This is a genomic window from Niallia sp. FSL R7-0271 (assembly GCF_038005785.1).
Lineage (GTDB): Bacteria > Bacillota > Bacilli > Bacillales > Cytobacillaceae > Niallia.
Map to the genome: position 1 here is coordinate 1,742,796 of NZ_JBBOTZ010000001.1, position 23,526 is coordinate 1,766,321.

Consider the following 23,526-nt stretch of genomic DNA (forward strand, 5'->3'; position numbering starts at 1 on the left):
CAAAGCATGAAAGCTATGATATTTCAAGATAAAGAAATCTTGCATAGAAAGGTGGTGAAAAGAATGGCGAAAACACTTGAATTGACCTTTAGCGCCGCAAATGGCAAACAGTCTAAACTAACTTTAGGTGAGCCGCAGGAGCCAATAGATTTGGAAGCTATGAAAACGGCAATGGACAGCATTATTGCAGCCGACGTTTTTACTACAGCTAATGGTGACTTAATTTCCCCGAAAGGTGCACGGGTAATTGAACGAAATGTTACCGAGTATGAACTGTAGCAGAAGAAGGGGCAGTTTTTTTCCTGTCCCTTTTTAACTAAAAGTAGAGGTGAAGGCAATGACTGAATGGATGGCAGTAATCAGTGAAGCTGGCTTTCCAATCGCTGTCAGTATGTATTTACTGTACAGGATTGAAATAAGATTAGACTCGATGATTCAGTCAATTGATAGTCTGCCAGATAGGATGAAATAATAGTAATAAAATTTCTGGGGTAATTATCTGAAAAATGAAAGGGTTTTCTATTGACAATAATAACTAAAAATGTTAAATTTACATTAACCGTTAGTTAACGTATTTACGTGTTACAGCCTTTTTTTTCATAGTTTTAAAGATTGGCATTCGTAATAAAAATGCGGGATAAAATGGTAATTTTAAGGGAAGCTTTTTAGCTAATAGGAGGATATTTTCATGAACAACGGCAAAGTAAAATGGTTTAATGCAGAAAAAGGTTTCGGATTTATTGAACAAGAAAACGGAAACGACGTATTTGTACACTATTCTGCTATTCAAACAGAAGGCTTCAAGTCTTTAGAAGAAGGACAAGAAGTTGAATTTGAAGTAGTAGAAGGCGCACGTGGCCCTCAAGCTGCTAATGTTAATAAAAAATAATATACTAACATAAATATATTAGGGGATGCTTCCACAAGAAGCATCCCCTAATTTGTGTTGTCAAAAAATCTCATAAACTGCAAAACTCAATTGTTTGCTATAATGAAGGATAGTCTCCATAGTAATACTAGATAACGAAATTTTAATATATATAGTTTTTTGAGGTGATAGATTTGAAATTCATTCATACTGCAGATTGGCATTTAGGAAAGCTTGTTCATGGTTTGTATATGACAGAGGACCAAAGGCATATGCTTAATCAATTTGTTGAGCTTGCGAAGGAAGAACAGCCGGATGGCATTATTATTGCCGGGGATTTATATGATCGCTCCATACCTCCTACAGAAGCAGTGAACCTGCTTGATGAGGTGTTATATACCATTAACGTTGAATTGAATATTCCGATTCTAGCTGTTTCTGGCAATCATGACAGTGCAGAACGATTGTCTTTCGGAAGCTCATGGTATAAACAAAACAAATTTTTCTTAAACGGCAAAATCGAAAATAGCCTTGCGCCAATTCATATGAAAGGCGTTAACTTTTATTTAGTTCCTTATTGTGAGCCGGTAACTGTAAGAGAATTTCTCGGAGATTCTTCCATCGTTAATCACCATGATGCAATGAAAGCAATCGTTGGCAAAATAGAAGCTCAATTGAATGCGAGCGAACCGAATATCCTTATAGGACATAGCTTCGTTCTAGGCGGGAAAACAACAGACTCAGAAAGAGTCCTGTCTGTTGGTGGTTCAGGCTGTGTCGGTGCAGAAGTGTTCGCGCCTTTTTCGTACACTGCTTTAGGCCATCTTCACAGTCCAGATGCTTTAAATCATCAATCAGTTAAATATTCAGGCAGTTTAATGAAGTATTCCTTTTCAGAAGCAAAACAGCGTAAATCTGTATCTATTATCGAAATGGATGATAAAGGAAACTTCACAGAGCGCTTCCATACCTTTACACCAAAAAAAGACATGCGAGAATTAGAGGGATATATGGAAGAATTGCTCGATCCAAGCTTTTATGGGCAGCAAAAAATAGATGATTATTTAAAAATAACGATTTTAGATGAAGGAGCCATTTTAGATCCTATTCAAAAGCTGAGACAGGTGTACCCAAACGTTCTTCATCTTGAACGTAAATTAGAAAATATTGATAAAAAGAAAAAGTCATCTTTAACAGAAAAAGACCAGAAGCGAAAAACAGAGCTTGATTTATTTATGTCCTTTTATGAAGAGATGACAACAGCTGAGTTTACAGAAGAAAAGCGCCAGATGATTAGTGATGTCATCAATCAGGTCAGAAGGGAGGAAGAGTTGAAATGAGGCCTCTAAAATTGACAATGCAGGCCTTTGGGCCGTATGCAAAAACAGAAGTAATCGATTTTACTAAGCTTGGAACTCGGACAATGTTCGTTATTTCAGGCAAAACAGGAGCAGGGAAAACGACGATTTTTGATGGCATAAGCTATGCTATCTATGGAAAAGCAAGCGGAGAAGACCGGAATGGCCCTGAATTGCGAAGCCAATTTGCAAGTGACTCTTTATCAACAGAAGTGAGCCTTGATTTTAAATTAAGGGATAAACGGTATCTTATCACAAGGTCACCACAGCAGGAGAAGAAGAAAGAAAGAGGCGACGGCTTCACAACAATTGGCGCAAAAGCAGAGTTATATGTGTATGACGAAAATGGGGAATTAAAGAATATTGCGTCTTCCATTCGTGATGTTGAGGAAAAAATTAAAGAGATAATGCAAATTGACAGCAATCAATTTCGCCAAATTCTTATGATACCACAAGGAGAGTTCAGAAAGCTTCTCACTTCAGACAGCAAGGAGAAGGAAGCGATTCTTCAGCGTCTCTTCCATACCGAAATATATAAATATATGGAGGAAAAGCTGAAGGAAAAATCCTCTCATCTAAAGAAGAATGTGGAGCAGCAGCTGTTAATGCGCGCATCTGCTCTTTCCAATATTACTAGCCTATTTGTAGATGAATTGAAAGAATTGCTTCTGCAAGGTAATGATAATGATGTTGTCCTAATGCCGCTTCTTCAAAAGGAATTACAAGCAATGGCGCAAGCAGCAGTTCAGTTAAAAACAGAATTGGAAGCAAAGCATAAAGAACGGGATGACCTTAACAATAAAGTGTTTGAGGCAGAAGCTGTTTTAAAGCAAATGAAGCTAAGGGAAGAATTGAAAGAGCAAAAAGATAAGCTCGAACAACAGCGCGAAGCTGTCGAAACGAACGAAAAGACAGCATTATTGGCCCAAAAGGCTGCATTGCTTACCCAACAGGAGGAAATTTGCCATCATTTAAAAAGACAGCTGGACAGATGTGAGCAACAAAAAAATGATTTGACTGCTATTCTTGAAAAAATTTCCGAAAATATAATCCAAGCAGAAAAAGCTTTTCACCAGGAAGTGGATAAAGAGCCGGAACGAAAAAAGCTGTCTGAATATATTGCTTATCTAAAAACAATCCAGCATGATGTGGAGCAGTTTTCTAAATTAGAAGAAGCCGTAGTCAAGGCGTCTGCGCAAATAAGCCAGCAAGAAGCAAACAAGCAGTTTCTAGTAAAAGAAAAAGCCCAGCACGAAAAAGACGTTCAAGCATTAAAAGCAAACAAGCAAGAACTTGAAAAAAATAAACTTACCCTTTTGGAAAACAAAGGAATATTAGCAGATAAAAGATACTTATTGGAAAAGCTTGAAAAGCTTATATCCGTTGAAAATAAAATTGCAGAACGCACAGTAGAAGTCCAAAACAAAACGAAATTGGCAGCCCATAATACGGCCCGCTTCGAGGATGCTAAAGCGCTTGTTGAGAAACTAGAGGAGAACTGGCTTGCAGCACAAAGCTACCATTTAGCTCAAACACTTGAACAAGACAAGCCATGTCCTGTCTGTGGCAGCACGCATCACCCTAACCCTAAAAACAACCATGGAACAATGCCGACACAGGAAGATATTAAAAGTGCGAAAGCAGATTTAGCTGTCATTGAGAAGGAAAAGATTGCTGCAGAAAATGACTTGCTGCAGACAAATTCGCAAATTAGCTTCCTAGAAGAGCAGAAGACGGCAACAAGAGTGGAACTAGAAGAGGTTAGACAGGATGCTGTAAGTAAATCTGCTGCAGACATGAAGCAAATAGTACTACAGGAAACAGAAGAATTAGAGCGTGAGCAGCGCAAGTTAGAGCTTTCTGCAAGCAAGCTCGAAAAGCTTGATAGTACGATTACAGAGCTGGAAAAGGCAATGGATGTAAATACTGCTCGTATGGAAAAGACAACAGAGCAAATTCATCAGTTAACCTTAAAAAAGACAGAATCAGAATCAGCCCTTAATACAATGAGGAATGCAGTCCCAGAAAATCTGCGGAACAGTGCTAGCTTTAAACAGGAGCTCTCAGCCTCTGAGTCTAAGCTTGCTCTTCTGGAGGAAGCATACAGCAAATCACAGGCTGCCTTGCAGGAAATGAAAACGAAACAGCAAAAAGAACTTGGCATTATGGAAAGCTTGGACAAGCAGCATAAGGATATTGCTGCGAACCTGCAAACAGAACGGAAAATTTTCTTGGATAAGATGACAGGAGAAGGTTTTTCCACATACGGACAATTTCATCAAGCGAAGCTGCCTGCAAGTGAGATTGAAGCATTGCTGGCTAGCATACAGCAATATAAGGAACAATACCGTTCAATTAGGGATCGCTATCATGATTTGGACGAAATACTTCGGGATGTGAAAACACCTGATATGGAATCACTGTTGGCAAGACGGAAAGACTTGGATGAAGTCATCAGCCAGAAGCAGCAGGAGCATACAAATCTGCTCATAAAAGAAAATGATAATAAAGAAATTATGAGCAAGGTGGAGAAAATCAATCAAGAAATTAAAGAACTAGAAGAGAGCTATAAGCTTATCGGTCATTTATATGATATTACAAGAGGGCAGAACACATACAGAATGACGTTTGAGCGTTATGTATTGGCGGCATTCCTTGATGATATATTAAAAGAGGCCAACAGCAGGCTTGTGAAGATGACAAGCGGAAGATATCAGCTCATGAGAAAGAAGGACAGATCGAAAGGAAATGTTCAAAGTGGGCTTGAGCTGCTTGTCTTTGACCAATATACTGGACAAGAACGGCATGTTAAAACTTTATCAGGCGGAGAAAGCTTTAAAGCTGCCCTGTCGTTAGCATTGGGACTTGCAGATGTTGTTCAAGCATATGCTGGCGGTGTTTCTTTGGAAACCATGTTCATTGATGAAGGATTTGGAACATTAGATCCTGAATCATTAGATCAAGCAATTGAAACATTGATGGAAATTCAAAGCTCCGGCAGATTGGTTGGAATTATTTCTCATGTGCCTGAGTTAAAGGAAAGAATTGATGTACAATTAGAAGTTATTGCAGGACAAAGCGGAAGCACCACTCAGTTCCATCATTTGTTTTAATAGACAGATAAAGTAGCAATACACTAGGGATATACTCCTAGTGTATTGCTTTTTTTGCTTTGCGCTTTCTTTCTTTTATATGGTAATACAGTAATCATCCGGAAAAATACTAGGCTTAATATACTGTTTTCTGTGAACGTTTATAGTATTTTTATACTTGCTGCTGCAAAAAAGGAAATGAACACCAAAACATCCAGCTTTTACGCATAGGAATCTAGCAGGTTAGTTATTAGAATAAAAGTCAGATAGACAACAACACACCAAAAGGAGAATGCTGCTACATGAAAAAACAGCTGCTAACTGTTTGTGCAACAGCGACTATATTTTTTGCCGGATTTCAAACAAATGCAAGTGCTCATGAAAAGAAGTATGTAGTAAAATCAGGAGATACATTATGGAAGATTTCTGCTGCCAATAATGTTTCGGTTGCGAATCTTACTGCTTATAATAATTTAAATGGTTCTATTATTAAGGTAGGACAAGAGCTGACATTGCTTCCGACTCATATTCATTACACGGTGAAAAGCGGTGATGCATTGTCTAAAATTGCTGTCACGTATAATACGACAGCAGCAAAGATTAAAGAATGGAACGGTTTGACAAGCGATATCATTAAAGTTGGTCAATCATTAATGATCGTCACGTCTCAAGGTACAGCTACGAATACTACTGAAACAGCTTCAACAGTGACAACGTACAAGGTTGCCAGCGGAGACTCGTTATGGTCGATCGCAACAAAGTTTAAGATTACAGTCGATCAATTAAAAACGTGGAATAAGTTAAGCACAGACACCATTTATGTTGGACAAGCCTTAAATGTTAAGGCACCTGCATCTGGCGAGTCAACTGCTCCCACTCAAAACACAGCTAGTAAAGCTGATGCATTAATTGCTGAAGCACAAAAATATATTGGTGTTCCGTACGTATGGGGCGGAAGTACACCATCTGGTTTTGACTGCAGCGGGTTCATTAATTATGTTTTCTCAAAAGTAGGTCTTTCTATTCCTAGAACAGTTGCAACAATTTGGAATGCTGGAACTCAAGTTTCAACACCTGAAGTAGGCGATATCGTGTTTTATGAGACAACTTCTGGTCCATCACATGCTGGTATTTATATGGGGAATAATAAATTTATTCATGCTGGATCTTCAACAGGTGTTACAATTACAGATATGAGCAATTCGTACTGGAAACCACGTTATTTAGGCGTGAAATCATATTTCTAATAAATAGAGAACTCCTTTCTATATCAGTATTGCTCGGAAATCTCGAGGAGCTTTAATTGCTAATAAAGAAAGAGGCTTTCTAAGATAATTAGGGCATGGCTTTTTATCACAAAAGTGATTTTTAGCACATGCCCTTTTTGGTTGTCCTGCTATAATGGACGGTGAATAAGCGTCCTATATTTTTTTATTATTTGACTTCTGAATAATAAGAAAAATAAAAAAATACAACGAAATGGAAAATTTGTAGTACTATTTTGATAAAAAGCGACTTAAACATAGTTTCAAAATAGATTTTTAGTTAGTACACATGTTTAATTAGTATATAGGACAGTTGCGAATAGCTGCAAAATCTGGCCATTATTAGTAAAATGGAAAAAGGGGCATAATGCATGAGATTTTTTTTAGTAGATGATGATGGAGCAATCCGATCTGTAATGAGGCATATCATTGAGGGTGAAAAGCTTGGCTCTGTTATTGGAGAAGCGGAAACAGGCTGTAAAGTGACAAGCAATGTATTGCAATTTAATGATATCGACATTGTCATCATGGATTTACTGATGCCAGAGCGTGATGGTATTGAAACAATAAAGTCCTGGAACAGAGAGTTTAAAGGCAAAGTTATCATGCTTTCTCAAGTTGAAACAAAAGAATTAATCGGCGATGCCTATGCTGAAGGCGTTGATTATTATGTGACAAAACCAATTAACAAAAAGGAATTAGTTGCTGTTATAAATAAAGTGATTCAATCCATTCAGCTGGAGAAAACCGTTAATGATATTCGCTGTTCACTTAACAGTTTATTGACATCAAATGGGAAAAACACCGCAGACGGTACAGCAGTTGCTCAAGCAAGTGTAAAAATTGTCGAATCAGCAGAGTTTTTGCTGTCAGAACTTGGTATCATCGGGGAAAACGGCAGTAAAGATTTACTGGAAATGGTTCAATATTTATATGAACATGAAATAAATGATGGGTTTGATCTTCATTTTCCTTCTTTAAAGGAGCTGTTTGAAAAGCTGTCATTTATGAGACTTGGCGAAGCAGCATCGCCACTTGAGCTGAACAGAGAGACGAAAGCTAGTGAACAGCGGGTGCGGAGGGCCATTTATCAATCGATTACCCATTGGGCGAACATTGGTTTAAGTGCGTCAACTAATGCAAAATTTGAAAATTACGCGACAAAGTTTTTTGATTTTTCAACTATAAGGTGTAAGATGACAGAGCTCAGCAATGAACAGGAAGTTTCACCAAAGCAAGTGAAAATTCACACGAAAAAGTTTATCCAAGTGCTTTATTTTGAGGCGAAAAAGTTAAGCAGCAGCAGGTGATATAAATATGTGTTGCTATTTGTTAACTAAGCAATAATCTTATAGAAGAAACAAGGAGAGAATTATTGAAAAAAACAAATAAAAGAAAGAGCAGGAATATTGCCAGCTTCCTTTTAGTTTGTCTGATTTTATGTCTATTTGTTGTTGTGTACTGGCAGGAAAAGCAGCCTGTAAAAAAAGAAAATGTTCCAATGCCGACAGAACTAAATGAGACCGTTGCTAAAAAAAGAGATGAGCTAATAAGCTTAGCAGCAGACAAAGGAATCAATGTGGTTATAACGGCAGATTTCAGAAGCGCAGAGGAACAGGATGAACTGTATGCCCAAGGCAGGACTGCAGATGGAGATATTGTGACAAATGCTAAGGGCGGCGAATCCTATCATAACTATGGATTGGCAATCGATTTTGCCTTAATGAATATAAATGGGGAAGTCATTTGGGATATGGAATATGACGGAAACGGCAATTCAAAAGATGACTGGTCGGAGGTTGTCGAAATAGCTAAATCCTTAGGATTTGAGTGGGGCGGCGATTGGATCAGCTTTAAGGATTATCCACATTTTCAAATGGACTTCGGTTTATCGATTGAAGACTTGCAAAATGGGGAACGTCCATAAAAAAACAGCAGCAAAATGACATTGCCGCTGTTTTTTTTATGAATATTTTAAGTTATTTAACCATTTCACTCCATACATAAGCATAAATTAAGTTTGCCGTTGCCTCAATCGAGGAAAAATGCGTTCTTTCATACGCATGAGATGAATCAATTCCAGGACCAATTAATCCATGTATAATATCATGTCCTGATCGGATGGCAGCAGAAGCATCCGAGCCGTAATAGGGGTAAATATCAAGCTGGTATGGAATACTGTTATCTTCTGCGAGCTTCACCAGCTTTTTACGGAGCCCTAAATGATAAGGACCGCTTGCATCTTTTACGCAAATGGAAACAGTATACTCATCTGTTGATTGGCCATCACCCATTGCACCCATATCAACAGCCAAATACTCAACCGTTTCTGCTGGTATATTGGAATTTCCGCCATAGCCAATTTCTTCGTTATTGGAAATAAGGAAATGAGTTGTATAGGGTAGAGTATCTGTTGCAGCTTGCAGTTTCTTTATAATATGCAAAAGAATTGCAACACTAGCTTTATCGTCTAAGTGACGAGATTTAATAAAGCCTGATTTAGTCATTTCTACCCTTGGATAAAACGATACAAAATCACCTACAGCAATTCCTAATTTTTTAACATCCTCTGCAGTAGAGACACGTTCGTCGATTCTGACTTCCATGTTTGCCTGGTTTCTTTCGGCCTTGGCTGCATCTTTATATACATGAACAGATGCTTGATGAAGCAGAATGGTTCCTGTGTATACATCGCCTGTTGCCGTTTCGATGCGGCAGTTTTCTCCTTCAATGCTGTTGTAGGTGAAGCCGCCTATTAAGTCAAGACGAAGCCTTCCATTTGCTTTAATTTCCTTCACCATTGCTCCTAGTGTATCGACATGTGCAGTCAGCATCCTATGTTTGTCTGAGCTTTTACCACCAATGGTTGCAATCAAGCCGCCTTTATTATTTCTTTTCGTGCTGATTCCGTCAGCTTGCAGCTGATGTTCTATGTATTCAATAATGGTATCGGTATTGCCAGAAGGGCTGCTTATATTTAATAAGCCCTCTAGTGTCTCAAAGAACTCCTCTTTGTTCCAGTTATTCATGCTAATTCCTCCTGCTAAAGTATCTATTTTATTATACTTGAAAAATTCTGGAAGATATAGTTTAAAGAAATCCCTGAAATAGGAGGGAAAAATTAATTTGATTAACGAAGTATTTTGATTCTTTTTACTTATAGTATTTCACTAGCATTTTTTTTGTAATTAATGTAAGATGGGTTTAATTTGAAGAATTTATATGCTTTTTGTAAACACTATGTGAAGGATATTAGTGGAAAAGAAGGCATATTTATTTATTTCTCTTTGAATCATCCTGTGTTATAATTTTAAACGGTATTTTGATGTAAAGGCAAAACACATCTCGATTAAGGCTGAACATAGGCTTTTACTAATTGTATTAGGATTAGACAATAAAATTTACAAAAAAAAGGCTAAGTAAGAAGCCGATGAAATCAGTATTGGATTTTTTGCTACAAACTTGAATTGAGGTGAATATGATTGAAAGGTACAGCGGAATTAATGAAGAAATTTTTCTCTAAACATTCTTCTTTCTTTTTAATCGCCATTATTTTATTTTGGATGAAAACGTATATTGCTTATAAGGTTGAGTTCAGCCTTGGAGTCGAAGGTGCACTGCAGCAATTCCTTCTGTTCTTAAACCCGTTAAGCTCTGCTTTATTCTTTATAGGACTTGCTTTGTTTATTAAAGGAAAAGCACAATCAATCATGATAGTTGTCATAAGTGGAATCATGTCTGCATTGCTTTATGCAAATATCGTGTACTACCGATTCTTTACAGACTTTATCACCGTTCCTGTTGTTATGCAGGTGAAGGTGAACGGTGGCCAGCTCAGCGACAGCATCAACTCGCTGATGAGCATATTTGATATCCTGTACTTCCTGGATGTGATTATACTAATAGTATTGCTGGCAACGAAAGTTTATAAACCTAAAGTTCAAAAAAATAGAAGAGCTGCCAAATCTGTGTTTGCTCTTGCAATCTTGGTGTTTATCATCAACTTAGGTCTTGCAGAAGCAGATCGTCCACAGCTTTTAAGCAGATCATTTGACCGAAACTATTTGGTGAAATATTTGGGCGCATATAACTTTACGATTTATGATGTCGTGCAGAATGCCCGCTCAGAAAGCCAAAGAGCTCTTGCTGACAGCAGTGATATAACGGAAGTGCAAAACTATATCAACGCTAACTTCGCAGAGCCGAATTCCGTTTATTATGGAAAAGCGGAAGGCAAAAACGTCGTTTATATTTCTCTTGAATCACTGCAAAGCTTTATTATTAACTACAAGCTTAACGGAGAAGAAGTTACGCCGTTCTTGAATTCTCTTGTTGGTAACCAAAACACATTCTATTTCGAAAACTTCTTCCATCAAACAGGCCAGGGGAAAACCTCTGACGCTGAGTTCATGATGGATAACTCTTTGTATGGAATGAGCCAAGGCTCAGTGTTCGTGAACAAAGCGCAAAACACATTGCAGTCTGCTCCAGCTATCCTGAAGACAAAAGGCTATGTTTCTGCGGCGTTCCACGGTAACTACAAGACTTTCTGGAACAGAAATGAAATGTACAAATCAATTGGTTATGATTATTTCTTTGATGCAGAATACTATGATATGTCCGAAGAAAATACAAAGAACTACGGTATGAAGGATATTCCTTTCTTTAAGGAAAGCATGCCGCTCTTAAAATCATTGCAACAGCCGTTCTATACAAAATTCATCACATTGTCTAACCACCATCCTTTTGAAATGGATGAAGGAGATACGGACTTCCCTGCTGGTGATTTTGGCGATTCTGTTGTAAACGACTATTTCCAATCTGCTCATTATCTTGATGAGTCGATTAAAGAATTCTTCAGCTACTTGAAAGAAGAAGGTTTATATGACGACACAATGGTTGTCATGTACGGAGATCATTATGGTATTTCTGAAAACCATAATACTGCAATGGCAAAGGTTATGGGTGTTGATGAAATTACACCGTTAATGAATGCGCAGCTGCAACGTGTCCCATTATTCATTCACGTTCCTGGTGCTGAAGGAAAAGTTGTCAGCGAGTATGGCGGCGACGTTGATGTTATGCCGACAGTGCTTCATTTATTAGGCGTAGACACAAAGGATTATCTGCAAATCGGATCTGATTTGCTGTCAAAAGATCATCGTGAAACAATACCGTTCCGTAACGGAGACTATGTGTCACCGACCGTAACAAAAATCGGAGACAATTGTTATGATACGAATAGCGGTGATTTATTAGATAGCAAAGAATGTGCACAGCAAGCAGAAAGTGCAGCAGCAGAGCTGCAAACATCTGATGCTATCGTAAATAAAGATCTGCTGCGTTTCTATACGCCAAAAGGGTTCACGCCAATTAATCGAGATGATTACAGCTATGTAAAAAATGGTGAAGATTCAACAGAGTCTGAAACAGAAACAAATGCAACAACAGATAGTGGCGAATAAAAGTAAAGCCGTTTATCCAATTGGATAAACGGCTTTTTTATTTGCAAACAACAGCTTTTATTCCTTTTATATAAGCTTTATAAAAATTGTACTTTTATTTCTCAAAAAGTACTTGTAACAGCGATAGGATGGGAGTATTATTACTAGTGGAAAAGTTCAGAATTCGAAATAAATTTGATAGGAAAAACTATTCGATAAAAGGATGGATTCAATAATGGATGAGCATGAACAGGTGAATAGCGCTAATGAAAAATGGAGTATTAAAAACGGGATTTATACTACTCTCATTCTTAATATCTCTAATAATTATTTTCCTCTTTTCGCTATTAGTGTTCTTGGTGTTAGTAACTATGAGCTTGGACTGATCGGCTCATTGCCGCAATTTGTTGGAATGTTTGCGATGATTATAGGTTCCGTCATCATGAACAGGCTTCAAAGTAAAAAAATGTTTACAGTATATTCCTTTATGATGGCGCGTATCTTTCTAATTGGGATGGCATTAGTTGTTTTCCTGCCAGAGACAATGCAAAGCTGGACATTTATTCTCCTGGTCGCTTTGATGAATCTGCCTTTTTCCTTTGCTAATTTATCATGGCAGGCTTTAATTGCTGATATCGTTTCAGAAACGAGGCGAAATATATTTTTTAGCACGCGCAATAAGGTTATGACAATTGTAGCAATGATATCAACTTTCCTTGTCGGTTTGTTTCTGCAGCTGTTTGATTCAAGCAATCCGTTGCCATACCAGCTGTTATTTATCGCTGCCTTCCTTTGCGGAATAGTTGAAATTATCTATTTAAAAAGACATGTCGAACCGATAAAAGAAAAACCAAAAACAGCTGTTAAAAAATCATTGTTTGGTTTAACAGTTTTTAAGCATAAACCTTTTTTATATTTTCTGCTATGCAGTTTGTTTTTTAATTTTGCATGGCAAATGTGCTGGTCATTATTCAGCATCTATCAAATAAAGTACGCTGGAGCTACTGGTTTATGGATCAGTTTGTTTGCTGTCGCCAACTCCATCGGACAAATTGTCAGCTTTAAATGGTGGGGCAGGATGGCTGAAAAGCATTCCCATTCTAAAATGCTTGTCCTTGTATCGTTAGGGATGGCAACAACTCCATTTATGACGGTGCTATCCACTAATTTACCTTATATAGTTGCTGTTAATCTCCTTGCTGGACTATTCGTGTCAGGAACGGTTCTGCTATTGTTTAATCAGCTGCTGGACAGCACCAATGAAGAAACAAGAAGTCAAAGTATATCAAATTATAATATCCTTTTGGCACTTGTTGCATTTGTAGCACCCCAAGCAGGTGTAGTTCTGCTGGAAATGACGAATATATACAGTGCGATGAATATATCATCTGTTTTGAGAGCGTTAAGTGGTGTATTTTTCTTTGCTTATTACGTATACTTAAAGAGAAAAGATACGCTTCTTTTGAAAAGAACCGCGGCGAAGATTTAAAAAATGACAACGCAAAAAATCCCATGCTTCTTATTAGCATGGGATGATTTCTATAGATATGTAAAGAAAATTATGATATACTTGAAAAGTTATAAATAACAACATATAAAAATATTTATAACTATCTAATATTATATTATCATAAAAAATCCTGCTTGTCAAATAGTAAAGTACAAGGAGTGGTAGAAAAAATGAGCAAAAAGGATATAGAAGAAATCTCAACAGAGCAACAAAGAGCAGATATGGTAATACAGGAAATCGGCAAAAAAATAAATAAATTAGAAGCAAACAGAAAAGAAGTTGGCGGTGATGCAGGACACCTTCGTGAAACTTTTTGGGAAGATGTCACGGTTAACCTTGACGAGCCTGATGACGTCTTAGAGACGCATATCAGTCTTAGACAGCAGGCAGAACTGTTGGGTGAAAGAGAGCGAAGCATCGGCCAAATACATAAGCAGCTAAAGACATTAGAGAAACTGCAGTACTCACCATACTTTGGCCGAATTGATTTTAAGGAAGAAGGCGAAGAAGCAGAAGCCATTTATATTGGCATTACTTCCTTGATGGACCAAAACGAAGAAAATTTCTTAATATATGATTGGAGAGCGCCTATTTCCAGTGTCTATTATGATTATTCGCCAGGTGCGGCTGCATATATGACACCAGAAGGAGAAATTGGCGGAGAGCTTTTATTAAAAAGGCAATTTCTGATTCGTGATGGAAAAATTCTAAATCTTTTTGATACTGGCGTAACGATCGGTGACGAATTGCTCCTTGAGGTGCTCGGCACTAATGCAAGCTCGATGATGAAAAGCATTGTCGCCACCATTCAAAAGGAGCAGAACAAAATCATCCGCAATGAAACGAGCAAATATTTAATCGTTCAAGGCGTCGCAGGCAGCGGCAAAACTTCGGCTGCACTGCAGCGTGTCGCATTTCTCCTTTACAGGCACCGTAAGACACTTAAATCGGATAATATCATGCTGTTTTCACCCAATCCGTTATTTAACAGCTATGTCTCCACCGTTCTTCCTGAATTAGGAGAGGAGAATATGCAGCAGACAACTTGGCATGAGTATATTGTCAATCGTGTTGGAAAATCATTAGAAGTGGAAGATCCCTTTTCCCAGCTGGAAGCTCTTCTTTCCGATGAGGATGTGCAAAGCCATAAGCTCCGTCTTGCAGGGATTCAATATAAGAGCAGTCTTTCCTTTAAAAATGAGCTTGATAAATATGTAGAAGGATTAATGCAGGAAGGGATTGTTTTTAAAGATATCTCTTTCCGAAAGAAAGTCCTGATTTCTAAGGAAGAATTAGAACGGAAATTTTATGAGTCCGAAGAGCATATCACTATACCTAATAGAATGCAGCTTCTAAAGGACTGGGCACAAGCAGAAATGCGCAAGCATGCGAAAACAGAAAGAAAACAGAGCTGGGTCGATGAGGAAATGATGCTTCTGGATAAAGAAGATTATTTAAATGCCTTTAAAGAAGCACAGAAAAAAAATAATGACTTAGATGAGTTTACTTATTTTGACAAAGAAGAAGTTGTTCTTCGCAGGGTAATTGTGAACAAACGGTTTAAATCAATTTATAAAAGGATAAAAAATCTCCGGTTTATCGATTACAGCCAAATATACAAAAACGCATTAAGGGAGATTACGCCAACGCCAGCAGAGCTGTCAAACACAGACTGGGACAAAATTATCACTGATACATCGGAGAATCTAGAAAAGAGATTGCTTTGGAATGAAGATGGAACACCTTACTCCTATTTGAAGGATAAGCTTGAAGGGAAAAAAGCAAGCACAAGCATCAGGCAAGTGTTTATCGATGAGGCACAAGACTATTCCGCTTTCCAAATCAGCTATATAAAAGAGCTTTTCCCGTACAGTAAAATGACATTTTTAGGTGACTTAAACCAGGCTATCTTTGCACATGGAAATGATGAATTTATACGGGATGGCAATGAAGACGTCGAGAAAATTACTCTAACGAAAAGTTATCGTTCCACGAAAGAAATCATCGAGTTTACTAGAAGTTTAACTCATAATGGGGATGACATTGAGCCATTTAACCGTCATGGAAATAAGCCAGTCGTTAAGGAAGCTGCTGATAAAGCAGTAATCTTGGCTAATTTGCAAGGAGATTTGCAGACCTTAAAAGAGGCGGGTCATAAAACAATTGCAGTCATCTGTAAAACACAAAAGGAAAGTACAGAAGTATATGACTCCTTAAAAGGATTAGGCGGTGTCCGCTTATTAGAAAAGGGAACTATTTCTTACGAAAAGGGTATTTCTGTTGTTCCTGCCTACTTGGCAAAAGGAATTGAATTTGACGCTGTTATCCTTTATAACAGCTCAGCATATGTGAATGAGCTCGAAAAAGAACTTTTTTATACTGCCTGCACAAGAGCAATGCATGAATTGTATGTTTATAAAGAAAAAGATAAACCTAGTCCATTCCTAAATAATATTGCGGAAGATACTTACACATATATAAAAATTTCAAATTAATCTTAATCGCTGCTTAGACATAAACCTAAGCGGCTTTTTTATTACTTTTGTGCATAATATTGAAATATCGTATTAAATAATGTAAAATTACACATTATGTACAAAATGATCATAAGGGGTTAATAGAAATGACAGAAAATCCATTTTTGACTAAGCTTGCACTGCTTAAATCGCGTGGATACATACGGGAACAAACGTATGATGAAGTGTTAGGCGGCTATACCAGCTATGTTGATGATGAAAAATTAGCAGCAGCAGAAAAGGCTAAAACGGCGGTTTCAACCTATACAGAGAAACAAGTAAACTCCAAGCCGGTTCAACCGAAAAAACCAAAAAAAATCCGCAGCAAAGAAGAAATACGCGAAAGAAATATTTCGTATCTTTTGTATATCGGCGTCTTTCTGCTTATAATTGGCGGGCTATTTGTTGCTACAAGCAATTGGAGCACAATGGCAGATTGGATGAAGGCTGCGAGCATCTTCTTTGTGTCTATTTTGTTTTTCGGTTTTGGCTATGTAGCCAAAGTATTTGTGAAGATTGAAAAAACTGCTTTTGCCTTTACTGTGCTAGGCGGTTTGTTTTTACCAATTGGATTTCTGTCAGTCAGCTATTTTCGCTTGGCAGGCCTGTATCTTTCAGTCACCGGGGATGGCAAATATTTATTTGGTGTCATGGCAGGAATTATCCTTGTTCCTGTCTATCATAAATGTGCACAAATAACAGAATCGCTCATTTTTCGCATATTAGTATTAATCGCTGTCTCAGCAGCTTTTGCCTTTGCGTTTGCAGCATTGTATGTACCGCTTGATGTATTTGTCTTGCTGATGGTTATTTTTAATTTAGCAGTTATTCTGTTTATGGGAATAAAGAAGAAATACAAATGGGCTTCAAGCTACTATCGTTTGCTTCCAGTATATTTGCTTGTTCATATGGCAGTTACAACCCTTTTTCTAAGCTTTTTCTATGAATCTGCTGTTTTTCAAGGTTGGAACTTTTTGTTAATGAGTGCAGTTTATTTCTTATTTTTATTACGAACGAAAAAAAAGGACTATCATTTTTTTGTTACAGTGACTGCTGTTGCCGGGACATATCAGCTTTTTTCAAATGATCTTATTTTCAATTTCCAGCCATTAGCCTTTGCTGCTTTAGGAGCTGTATTCCTTTTGCTCAAATTGGTGAGGAATGACTTGTACTTAGGGAAAACATGGGAATACACGAGTATTGCTGTGGGCTTGGCGTCACTGCTGTATAGTGCTGTTTTTCATTTAGAACTATTTTGGTATGGTTCTCTTATAGTTTCCTGTACGTTTTTACTGCTTGGAGCACAATTTGTTTATTTATCTCGATTCTATCATGGCATCATTGCCTATTTCCCAGCAGTACTTTGGGGAAGCAGTCTGTGGCAGCTTGCAGTAAAATGGGATTTTGTCACCAATTTAAACAGTTTTTTAGTGACTTGCTATGTCATTGCCTTTTTCCTTTTGCTAGTTTTAGGGATATTTAATAAGTTTTCCATGCTTCAGTTAATTAAAAGAAGTTCAACAAATATCTCCATTTGGGCACTTGCTGTTTGCGCATATGGAAGCGGGATGTTTTTCTTTGGAGGATGGGAAGTAGTATTTATGCTTATCCTTCTTGGAGTAATATTATTGTATATCCAATATAAAAAGGTAGATATGATTGGTTTTTCATTACTGGACATTGTTATTCCTATTGTCGGATATTTTGCGTTTGCAGCATTATACACAGCTGTCCCAGTCATTAGAGAGCTTGGGATAGCATGTCCAACTGCACTTGGCAGTATCACATTATTATCGGTGTGCAAATGGTATTCTAATAAAAATCAAAAACTAGGCATAAATGGTTTTTATATTAGCCAAATCATGTATATGGTCTCAATCTTGCTGACTGTTACATCACCATCTACTCATGATTTCGCACGAACAGCAGTATATGCTGCAGGCATCTTTGTCTTTTACCTGTTTTATAGGAAAAAACGGGAAAAATCATTGGCTTGGCTTGTATCAGCAGTAGCTTGTTTTACTTATTTTTCGGCCATTGACCTATTATTTGATTCATCTGACTGGTTATTTGAAAAAGCAGCACTATATGGCTGGATATTCCTAATGACTGCCGCCGTGCTTATAAAAAACAAAGACTTTAAAATGCCTTTAAGTTTTATTGGTCATTTGTATTTGCCATTTGCATTACTATTGGATGTTTGGTTTAACTATAGTGACGCAAGCATTCATTTTGTTTTTAGCTTTTTTGCTTATGCGGCAAGTGCTTATTTTGTTAAACAGAAGTATTTTAACGTGCTGCTGCAATATGGGGCTTATCTATCTTTCTTTTTATTTTTTACTTTAGAAAAGCTGCTTGTAATTGACAGTGTCCCTGCCGTATCACAAGCCTTTATATTTACAAGTATACTTTTGCTCCTGCACAGAGTTGTTTTAAGCGCGAGCAGCAGATCATTGCTCCTGTTTTTTATCCCATTTAGCATCATTGGAATCATTTCGTGGCAAGTGCTTACAGTATTTTCTTATTCAGTCTTTTTTGCCACACTGTTTTATCTGATTATATACTTAGTTATTACGCATCTGGACAGGAAGCATTTTCTTGTCGCACCTGCAATGCTGCTCCTGTTCATTAGTGCAGAACGGTTAATATACGCAAAAGGGTTTCTGCCAACAGACCGCTTTATTCTCTACACTTTAATTGGTGTCGCACTTGTCTGTATTGGTATGTATCTTTATAAAAAAATCCTTCTCATTGAAAATGGAAAAGTGTTATCCATTGATTTCTACACTATCAGTGGCTTTATAGCCTTCCTTTTCTTGGTGTTTTCGCACGTGGATGTATGGTGGATGAAGGCAGTGCCTGGATTGCTTATGGCATTAACTGCATACATCCAGAAGGGAAGAGTTAGCATTAAATTTACGTGGACAGTAAAAATGCTTGCTTTGCTGTTGTTGCTGCAGCCATATTATATATTGCTCCATGAATGGCAGATATCAGTTTATTATCGAATGGAGCTTCTGCTTTTCCCATGGTTTTTGCTATTTTGGGCAAGCAAAAAAATCATGGCGCCATTTAAGCAATTCATCATACGAGCAGAATGGGGCTTCCTGCTTATTGCTGCCGTTAGTTTATGTGTTGACGGATTAAGAACCTCTGCTATAACAGATGCTATCATTTTAGGGACACTTTCCTTACTGTCTGTTATCGGCGGATTTTATTTCCGGTATAAATCCTACTTTTTCATCGGCATAGGGGTGCTTCTATTAAATGTACTTCTGCAAACAAGACCATTTTGGGGTGTTATGCCATGGTGGGCGTACTTGCTTATCGCAGGCACAATCTTAATTGCGTCTGCCAGCCTGTATGAAATGCAAAAGCAAAAAAGCGGAAGAAATATTAGTTTATATTTAAAAGAATGGAAAAATAAACTAGCGGCCATTTTAACGAAATGGAATTAAAAACCATGCATTTGCATGGTTTTTTGCTTGGATAAAGGATATTTTGCTTATATCAAGAATATAAACAAAGGATAAAAAAGGTGAGGGAGGCTTAAGGATGAAAACAGAATTACGGAAGGTATTCGATGCTTTATCCACTATTTTTGAAACACAAGTGGATAGTTCTAGTTATTATAATGCAGAATACGAAAGACCGGGAATGCTTGCTGAAATCGCGGAGAACCTAAGCGATAAGAGCATACTGGATGCCGGTTGTGCAGCAGGCTGGTATACAAATGAACTGCTTGTTAGAGGCGCTAGCGTAACTGCGATTGACATCAGCCCGCAAATGGTTGAAGCGGCACGAAGGAGAATTGGTGAAAGGGGTAAAATTTACTGTGTGGATTTAGAGCAAGCACTGCCATTTGCGAATGCTTCCTTTGATATCATTGTCAGCTCTTTAACCCTCCATTATATCCGAGATTGGAGCAGCACATTTAAAGAGTTTAACAGGATATTAAAAAAGGGTGGTGAGATAATCTATTCTGTTCATCATCCATTTATGGATATAAAGAATGCAGGCGAACAAGGCTATTTTGAAACGGAAGCTTATGTAGATTCTTGGCATAAAGACGGACAAAAATTTGAGGTTCCGATGTACCGCAGGCCGCTGCATGCTATTATTAATGAAACAACAAAAGCATTCAAGCTAAATGCAGTAAAAGAGCTAAAGCCTACAGAGCAGCTAAAAGAATTGGCTAGGGGAAGTTATGATTACTTGATGAGTCATCCGCATTTTCTTGTTGTAAAAGGAACGAAAGAATAGCCAAGATAGTAGCATCTTGGCTTATTTATTTATTTCCTGTTTTATTAAATCTGCCGTTAAAATATACCGATCAGGCGCATCGCCTATATAGGAAAAAGGGAAACAAGTCGTTAACGTTAAAATCGGTCTGCTTTTAGGTGTTAATATATTATCAGCCGAAGCAGAAACAATATCGGTTTTTCGGATACGGTAGGTGAAAATCCCTTTTTTTGTTTGGATAATAATTTTATCATTTTTTGATACATCCTTCAAAAAACGGAAGTACGTATCACGATGTCCTGATATAATCGTATTATCACTGTCTTCAGGAGAAGCGCTGGCTGAATAATGACCAGCCCCTTTCGATAAAATATCGCTGCTTGTGCCTTCATAAATGGGCACCTTTTTATTTTGGCTCGGTGCAATTAAAACACCGAACCATTCGCCTTCTTTTAATGGTAGATCCTTTTTATCGAAAGAGGGATTGTCTGTGCTGTCCTGTACAGGTATCTGCTCATGTGTTCTTAACAGAATAATGGAATTAAACACGATGAATGTCATTCCAATAATCACTAGGAAGTAGGCAAGCAAAGATAGGCTATTGACAGCTTTACTTTTCATAAAGCTTTTTGCTCTTTTTACCAAGAAGGATAAAGCAGCCGATTAATACAAGCAAATAGCCGATAAATAAGTATAACGGGACTTTTGACGCTGTGTTTGGCAGCTGAGACTCATAAAGTGTTGTTAAGTTACCGCTTAATTCAGCAAGATTTACGACTTTGTCAGCAGCAGCAACAGCAAAGTTGCTTGTTAATTTCTCTGGAGAAATGACAGTATCGACAAGCAAGTCGTTATTGTTGTCGAATACTTCAAGTGCGACAGTGTCATACTGCGGTGCTTGGAGAAACTCATCTAAAGCAATTTTTTCCCGCTTGCCATTGTCATCAACAGAGTAGAAAACAGGTGTCAATTCGAGCTGTTCACTGACACTTTTCCACATCGACAGCAATGTCTCTTTGCTAGAAGCAGATAATTGCTCTTCCTGATCCATCGCAGCGAATCCTTGCAGTAATTCCTTCCAGGCTGAAATATTTTCGGCAAGTGTTTGTTTATCCAGCTTTTTAAAATGGTGGTAAAGATTTGCCGTTTCTTCTTCCGTCATTCCTGCATTGAGAAGGAATACCTCTAGACTTTGCATTTGCTCTTCGTGATTCTGGTAAAAATCAATCGCAACGTCTAAATCCTCAATAAACCAGTAATCTTGAACATTTTCATTAAATCCTGTCAGAAGAATATCAAGTTCTTCCCTTGTCATATTATAGTTTTTTAATAAGGCATCTAAGTTATTTGGCGTAATTGGTGTGCCGAGATAATCCTTCAATTCCTTAATGGAATCAAACTCCTCTACAGAGAGCTCTTTATCGCTTAAGTAGTTTTCTAAATCATCAACTGTCCAGCCGAGGGAGTCGGCAAGCTGACTGACTTCTTCACCAGTAGGAGCAGCAAACGCATCGAGCGGGTACATAACAAACAAACAGCAGGCAAGCAGTGCAAGAGTATAACCTTTAAACATAGGAAAGACCTCCAATAACTCTAATTATTGGTATTATTTGTCGTTACGAGAAAAAAATACAGTCTTTCCAAAAAAAGTGCTTAAAGTTGATTTTTTCCTTGTATTTATTCAGACAGGAAGATGAAGAAGAGAAGGGTTTTAATTGACAATGATAATCTTTATCAATAAAATATATGTATATATAATTTGGAAAGGGGATAGAGTTATGTTTGTTATTACACGAAATATGGTCGTAAAGGAAGGAACATCACATCTTGTTGTGGACAGGTTCAGTAAAGGGGGAATAATTGAGGAGCAGGAAGGCTTTGTCGACATTAGCGTATATGTAAAAAAAGTCCGCCGCGGTGACGAAGAAGTGCTGATATTAATCAGATGGGAATCAGAAGAAGCATGGAAAAATTGGGAAAAGAGCCCGGCACATATTGAAGGACACCGCAAAAATCTTGGTAAGCCAAAGCCGGATCATATAATCTCTGTGACTGTCGGCAAATATGAATTAAAAGCAGTTAAAAAAGGGAAGCAGTCTACAGAAGCAAATTAATAAAAAATGGGGCTGATTGGTTTTAAACACACAAAGAGCCCAAATTATGTCCAGTTAAAAATTAGTGATAGAACTGTCGGTGCAAACAATCGTAAGTGTCGCATTTTTCGGGAGGGGCTCTGCTGCTCTCGTGGCGACATCAAGATCATTATTCACTGCTAGTAATGTTGCACCTAAAGAAAACACACCAAGTGCAGCGTCTTTATATGTAATCCATTCTGGCTTGGCTTTTATGTGATGCCAGTCAGAGCCTCTTTCATTTGACAGAAGATCATTAAACAGAGTCGCACTTCCAGAATGCAGACATTCTCTGGCAAATAGCAGCCCGACAGATTCATAGGAATAAATGAAACGTTCTACATTCGCATGTTTAAAACGCTCCTTATGTGCTGCTTTACGAATTTCAACAGTAGTATGCATATTTACATGATAAGCACTGGATAAATCCTCAACGCCTAATGCAATCAGCGCAGTTGTTCCATCCGCTGCTAAATCATCCTCTATCCTTTCATCTGAGAAGATAAACACCCGTTCAGCAACAGGCAAATTTGCTTTCAGTAATGTTTTATCTTCGGCTGGATTTCCACTTATAAAGAAAACATAATCATTATCATATGGGTTTTTGGCAAGCTTGCTGTCAATCAGCACAATTGCCATCTCAGGGCTGGCGTTTTTTATCTCTTTCAGCGCAATCATTGTCTTTTTTCCATAACCAATAAAAATAATATGGCCTGATTTTTTGTAGTCCAGCTTTCCTTCCTCCTTTAATCTTTTATAGTCAGAAAGCATTTGCTGCATTTTTCCGATAAAAACAGTCAATGTCATAATACCGTATAAGAAAAAGACCATTGCAAATAAGCGGCCTGGCACACTTTGAGGATAATAGTCTCCATAACCAACGGTTGTAGAGGTGACCATTGTAAACCACAAGCTATCAAAATAGGTTGGGAATGTAGCAGGCTCTAAAAAGTGAAACACCCATGCAGCACTTATTAGAACAATAATGGTAACGAGCAGTATCGCTGAAAAGCTGAAGCTGATGATCACTTTCCAAATTCGGCCAAAGAAATACATGCAAAGCCTCCTTTCTTCAAATAAAAAAACTATCAAATAATGA

At 37.7% G+C, this 23,526-nt stretch carries 18 protein-coding genes; 14 read left to right on the forward strand and 4 right to left on the reverse strand.

Annotated elements, in window-relative coordinates; translation table 11 throughout:
• The first annotated feature begins 63 nt into the window (after window positions 1-63).
• The 8 genes from MKX82_RS09005 to MKX82_RS09040 all read left to right on the forward strand — a co-directional run bounded on the left by MKX82_RS09005 (window position 64) and on the right by MKX82_RS09040 (window position 8,510).
• Window positions 64-279: a DUF2922 domain-containing protein gene (locus tag MKX82_RS09005; RefSeq protein ID WP_233314040.1), complete on the forward strand. Its 216-nt coding sequence runs from the start codon at window positions 64-66 to the stop codon at window positions 277-279.
• A gap of 58 nt (window positions 280-337) precedes the next feature.
• Window positions 338-472 (forward strand): YvrJ family protein, encoded by a 135-nt coding sequence (locus MKX82_RS09010; protein ID WP_233314039.1) that lies wholly within the window; start codon window positions 338-340, stop codon window positions 470-472.
• A gap of 216 nt (window positions 473-688) precedes the next feature.
• Entirely contained in the window at window positions 689-889 is a 201-nt protein-coding gene (locus tag MKX82_RS09015; RefSeq protein ID WP_233314038.1) for a cold-shock protein, read from the forward strand.
• Window positions 890-1,062: 173 nt separating this feature from the next.
• Window positions 1,063-2,208, forward strand: a complete 1,146-nt coding sequence (locus MKX82_RS09020) for an exonuclease SbcCD subunit D (RefSeq protein ID WP_341076553.1) — start codon at window positions 1,063-1,065, stop codon at window positions 2,206-2,208.
• Complete coding sequence (locus MKX82_RS09025; protein WP_341076554.1) at window positions 2,205-5,339, forward strand: SMC family ATPase; 3,135 nt, start codon at window positions 2,205-2,207, stop codon at window positions 5,337-5,339. Before MKX82_RS09020 ends, MKX82_RS09025 begins: the two co-directional genes overlap by 4 nt.
• A 281-nt stretch (window positions 5,340-5,620) precedes the next feature.
• Entirely contained in the window at window positions 5,621-6,565 is a 945-nt protein-coding gene (locus tag MKX82_RS09030) for a C40 family peptidase (protein ID WP_233314035.1), read from the forward strand.
• 389 nt (window positions 6,566-6,954) lie between these two features.
• Window positions 6,955-7,893 carry a response regulator gene (locus MKX82_RS09035; protein WP_233314034.1) on the forward strand — a complete coding sequence of 313 codons (939 nt, stop codon included), beginning with the start codon at window positions 6,955-6,957 and terminating at the stop codon, window positions 7,891-7,893.
• Between the two features lie 65 nt (window positions 7,894-7,958).
• On the forward strand, window positions 7,959-8,510 hold the full coding sequence (locus MKX82_RS09040; protein WP_233314033.1) for a M15 family metallopeptidase: 552 nt from the start codon (window positions 7,959-7,961) through the stop codon (window positions 8,508-8,510).
• 52 nt (window positions 8,511-8,562) lie between these two features.
• Here the strand turns inward: MKX82_RS09040 and MKX82_RS09045 are convergent, their stop codons facing one another.
• Window positions 8,563-9,612 (reverse strand): M42 family metallopeptidase, encoded by a 1,050-nt coding sequence (locus tag MKX82_RS09045; RefSeq protein WP_233314032.1) that lies wholly within the window; start codon window positions 9,610-9,612, stop codon window positions 8,563-8,565.
• 474 nt (window positions 9,613-10,086) lie between these two features.
• Between MKX82_RS09045 and MKX82_RS09050 the strand changes: the two genes are divergently transcribed.
• The 5 genes from MKX82_RS09050 to MKX82_RS09070 all read left to right on the forward strand — a co-directional run bounded on the left by MKX82_RS09050 (window position 10,087) and on the right by MKX82_RS09070 (window position 20,316).
• Window positions 10,087-12,048, forward strand: coding sequence for an LTA synthase family protein (locus tag MKX82_RS09050; RefSeq protein ID WP_233314760.1), 1,962 nt, complete (start codon window positions 10,087-10,089; stop codon window positions 12,046-12,048).
• Between the two features lie 202 nt (window positions 12,049-12,250).
• Complete coding sequence (locus tag MKX82_RS09055; protein WP_341076561.1) at window positions 12,251-13,516, forward strand: MFS transporter; 1,266 nt, start codon at window positions 12,251-12,253, stop codon at window positions 13,514-13,516.
• 191 nt (window positions 13,517-13,707) lie between these two features.
• Entirely contained in the window at window positions 13,708-16,032 is a 2,325-nt protein-coding gene (helD, locus tag MKX82_RS09060) for an RNA polymerase recycling motor HelD (RefSeq protein ID WP_233314030.1), read from the forward strand.
• Window positions 16,033-16,160: 128 nt separating this feature from the next.
• Window positions 16,161-19,511, forward strand: coding sequence for a hypothetical protein (locus tag MKX82_RS09065; protein ID WP_341076565.1), 3,351 nt, complete (start codon window positions 16,161-16,163; stop codon window positions 19,509-19,511).
• A 97-nt stretch (window positions 19,512-19,608) separates the two neighbouring features.
• The gene (locus tag MKX82_RS09070; RefSeq protein WP_341076568.1) at window positions 19,609-20,316 is read left to right on the forward strand and encodes a class I SAM-dependent methyltransferase; all 708 of its coding nucleotides are present in this window, start codon (window positions 19,609-19,611) and stop codon (window positions 20,314-20,316) included.
• A gap of 21 nt (window positions 20,317-20,337) precedes the next feature.
• Here MKX82_RS09070 and MKX82_RS09075 read toward each other — a convergent pair whose 3' ends face one another.
• Window positions 20,338-20,916 (reverse strand): class D sortase, encoded by a 579-nt coding sequence (locus MKX82_RS09075; protein ID WP_237941327.1) that lies wholly within the window; start codon window positions 20,914-20,916, stop codon window positions 20,338-20,340.
• Window positions 20,906-21,868, reverse strand: coding sequence for a processed acidic surface protein (locus tag MKX82_RS09080; RefSeq protein WP_251646990.1), 963 nt, complete (start codon window positions 21,866-21,868; stop codon window positions 20,906-20,908). Before MKX82_RS09080 ends, MKX82_RS09075 begins: the two co-directional genes overlap by 11 nt.
• A 205-nt stretch (window positions 21,869-22,073) precedes the next feature.
• Here MKX82_RS09080 and MKX82_RS09085 point away from each other — a divergent pair, with 205 nt between their 5' ends.
• On the forward strand, window positions 22,074-22,409 hold the full coding sequence (locus MKX82_RS09085) for an antibiotic biosynthesis monooxygenase (RefSeq protein ID WP_237941328.1): 336 nt from the start codon (window positions 22,074-22,076) through the stop codon (window positions 22,407-22,409).
• A 54-nt stretch (window positions 22,410-22,463) separates the two neighbouring features.
• On the opposite strand, the gene MKX82_RS09090 is transcribed toward MKX82_RS09085, so the two are convergent.
• Complete coding sequence (locus MKX82_RS09090; protein WP_233314024.1) at window positions 22,464-23,483, reverse strand: potassium channel protein; 1,020 nt, start codon at window positions 23,481-23,483, stop codon at window positions 22,464-22,466.
• Window positions 23,484-23,526 lie beyond the last annotated feature (43 nt).